The 3,445-nt window shown below is 60.8% G+C and carries 2 protein-coding genes and 1 pseudogene; 1 reads left to right on the top strand and 2 read right to left on the bottom strand.

The window, feature by feature from the left end; all coding sequences use genetic code 11:
• Positions 1 to 28: 28 nt before the first annotated feature.
• On the bottom strand, positions 29 to 1,453 hold the full coding sequence (locus tag GY725_19970) for an ISKra4 family transposase (protein ID MCP4006461.1): 1,425 nt from the start codon (positions 1,451 to 1,453) through the stop codon (positions 29 to 31).
• A 273-nt stretch (positions 1,454 to 1,726) separates the two neighbouring features.
• On the opposite strand from GY725_19970, the gene GY725_19965 reads away from it, so the two are divergent.
• Positions 1,727 to 2,899, top strand: a complete 1,173-nt coding sequence (locus GY725_19965) for a hypothetical protein (GenBank protein MCP4006460.1) — start codon at positions 1,727 to 1,729, stop codon at positions 2,897 to 2,899.
• Here GY725_19965 and GY725_19960 read toward each other — a convergent pair.
• A pseudogene (locus tag GY725_19960) lies at positions 2,871 to 3,254 on the bottom strand (DUF1016 domain-containing protein). The gene GY725_19965 and the pseudogene GY725_19960 overlap by 29 nt on opposite strands.
• Between the last annotated feature and the right edge of the window lie 191 nt (positions 3,255 to 3,445).

Raw genomic sequence — 3,445 nt, 5'->3', positions numbered from 1 at the left:
GGGTCTGCTTTTCATCCTGAGCGCCATTTCATGCCGCCCGACGGATCTTCACGCGAGCTGACGGGAGCGCCAGGTCCATGGCAGCGTCCCAGCGATCGCTGAGCGCCAGAGCGCGAAGATGAACGATGTGTTCCCCCGTTCGCGTCTTCCATCGCGCGCCCGGTCGTTTCATGCGCATGGCGATGAGGCTCTTGCAGGTGGCCTCCACTGCACCGCTCCCAATCGGAAGACCAGCACGCCGGGCAGAGGCGTAGTCCATCCGGTCCTGGTGGTTCGTGAAGTACGTGATCGCTTGGTGCACTGGTTCGTCGTCGCCGACTCGAACATGTTCCAGGTCCGACTCGATCAGCTCTGCAAGGATCTCGGCGTTGGCGTTGCTCCTGGTCTTCAGCCGCAGCTTCCAGCGTGCAAGCTGGGCGTCGCTGTCTTCATCGAAGAGGACCTTGGCGGCTGGCGCCAGCTTCTCGACCGCATGCCAGAAGTCGATGAGGCGCGACACGAGGATCTCCCTCTTGTCGAAGGGCGACGTCGTGAACTCTGCATCGAGCAAGTTCCACATGTCCTTCGCACCGTCGCACAAGAGCTGGACTCTCAAGTCGGGCTGCTGTCCGAGCAACTCGATGACGTCGTCGGCCATGCCGGTGCACAGTGCCACGGGGTCGCCCGCAGGCATCGTCCCGTAGCGAATCGTGTGGATCCCCTTCCCCTCGCCATCATGCAACGTCACGGTGCCGCAGTAGGCCATGCGGAACACACGACTGATGGGGCGTTTCGGGGCACCTTTCCGCGGCCTGCCGACCGGACGATCGCGCGGCTCCTCCATCGGCACCGAGACGCGATCCAGCGACACACTGATGGACCGGGCCTGCTCCGGCACTTCGAACACCTCGATCAACTGCTGCTCAATCTGTTGGTGCTGGTCGACATATCGGTGACCTACAGCGTGAGCAATGTGCTGGAAGGCCGAGTGGCTGTACGGCAGCCGTCGAAGACGCTCCCCCATGGTCGCTGCTTCGCGAGATGTTCCCTGTTGGACGAGGTAGGCGATCTCGCGCGCAGTTGCCGGAAGCCACACGCCCTCCAGGGCGCCCGCCCGTATCGCCACGGGATCCACCACTGGTGCGTTTCGCACTCCTGCAGGCCGATAGAGCGACCGCATCACCACAGTTGGTCCCGCCAATCCCATGAACTTCGTCTTGCTGCGCAGCACGCGCGTGTGAAGGACGCCGTCGATGAGCACCATCGGGAAGTCCACGGCCAGTGCACCAAGCGCGATGCCGAGTGCCGCACGCTCCACGGCGTTCATCTTGTCCGCCAGCAGCTGCTCGAAGTCGGCAATGTCCACCGACGCGCCGATTCGGCCCCTCTCAACCTGCTTCCGAAGGGTCTCGAGCATCGCCAGCAAGGCGGGAGCAACGGCGTTGACTTCTTCCGGGATCTCAAGCACGATCATTGCCACGGGACATCCTCTTGTTCGAGTTCAAGTGCGATCAGCGAGGCTCTGTCCCGTGTCCTATATGCGATCAGCGGCCTCGAATCGACCCTAATGGCCTCGGCGCGCACCCGTGTCGCCCTTCGTGCGTCACCTCAGCAGGCCGCGCTTGCGCCGCGATCTTGCAATGCTCGTCCGACACACCGACGCGCACTTGCACTCGATCCGCCTCGCGAGAAGCCACTCTTCGATGGTCAAGGCCGTTTAAGAACGCTCAGTCTCAAATCCACACCCTTGCCGCAGGAACCGGCGATTGCCCTTAATGGCGACTACGTCTTCGTTGGATCACAGCTGGAGGAAGGCCAAGCCGGAAAGGTATATGTGTTCAAACGTACGGGCGGCCTCTGGACCCTGCACCAGATACTGAGGGCGACACCGCACTTGACATTCCAGCGATTCGGCGAGGCCATCGACACAGATGGCGAGCTCCTCTTGATCGGTGCCCCCAGAGAGTCCAATGCTGGGGCCGTATTCGTGTTCGAGCTCCTTGAGAACGGGTTTTGGGATCAGCGAGAGATACTGCGCCCTGCTGACCCTGTGGTGGGCATCCGCTTGGGGTCTCACCTGCAAGCGGATCAAGTCACCTTGGCGGTCGGAGCTCCGGCGGTAAACCTAAACCGCGGAGGGCAAGTACATCTATTTGGACTGGAGCGACACATTGGGACGCAGTACGGCGCGGCCGCTCCAAACTCTACTGGGGAACCGGCAAAGCTAGCCGGTTTTGGAAACGCGCTAATCCAGCATAACTGCTTGACTTTAAAGGCGACCGATCTCCCCCCCATGCAATTCGGCTATTTCTTGATGTCAGCAGCTCAAGGCTATGTCCCGCTATTCGGAGGATCGCAAGGCAACCTACTGTTGTCTCTTCCATTTTTCCGATTCTCTAGAGACGTCCTCGTCAGCGACCTCGCAGGTGAGGCATCTTTCGCGCTGGATCTAGCGGCACTGCCGCAAGGGATCGCGCTGCAGCCGGGCGAAACATGGAACTTTCAGATGTGGTTCCGGGACACGAATCCTGGCTCCACGTCGAACACGACGAACGGTCTGGCGGTCACGTTCGCGACGGATGCCGCGCCCGCCATACAGTTCCCCGTTACCCTGCTCCAAACGACAGAGAACGCTCAGCAGTTCGATGTTGCCGTGACTCTCTCGCAGGCAGCAAGCTATGACATAGCGGTGCCATACACAACTAGTGGCACCGCCAACTATAATGTTGACTGGCGTGTCGAGGAGTTGAATCCATTCGTCGTCCCCGCTGGAGAGACGTCGTTCGAGATGACGATCGTCGTCGCTGAGGATGCAGACCTGGAGGGTGACGAAACTGCAATCGTAACCCTTGGAAATCCTGCTGGCGGCGTTCTTGGCACAGCGCCACATTTCACGCTGACGATCCTCGACGACGACTAGCACTGGCGAGCGATTCCAGAACAGATTCGAGACTTCGGCCAAGCCGGTCCAGCGTCTCTCTGGCGAGGTCAGATTGCAGACCTGGTAGTGTGCGCTCGAAGTTCGATGCGGCGCCGCCTTGCCGAGCGTAGAGCCCGGTGTCGATTTGAATCTCGAGCACGTTGCGGCTCCAGCCAAGCTCGATGCAGGCCCGCGCGTACCACTCCCGCTCCACAGAGTCCTTCACCTTCTGAACGAGGGTGCAGGAGTGGAACCAAGGCATTTGGTCAGCAAGCTGCTGCCCAATTGAGCCGTGGGGCATCTCCCGCACCAAGGTCCTCATGTACTTGAGGTTACGATGGACAGCCCCTTCATCTCGGGAAAGCTCTTGCGCAGGTCAGCTGATCGATTGGTCAAGGACCTTGGCACCCCAACCTTGCTGCTTGACCCTCCGGGGTTTCTCGGACACCGAACTTCAGTTGGTTGGTACTGGGTGAATCGTGTCGGTCAAGAGGGATGGGGTCTGGGGAAGGGCCTCCTCTTCCCCAGCGGGGAGCCGCGCGAAGC

The organism is bacterium (genome assembly GCA_024226335.1).
In the GTDB taxonomy this organism is placed as follows: Bacteria; Myxococcota_A; UBA9160; order SZUA-336; family SZUA-336; genus JAAELY01.
Note: the sequence above shows the minus strand (reverse complement) of the source record. Positions and strands in the feature narration are given on the sequence as shown.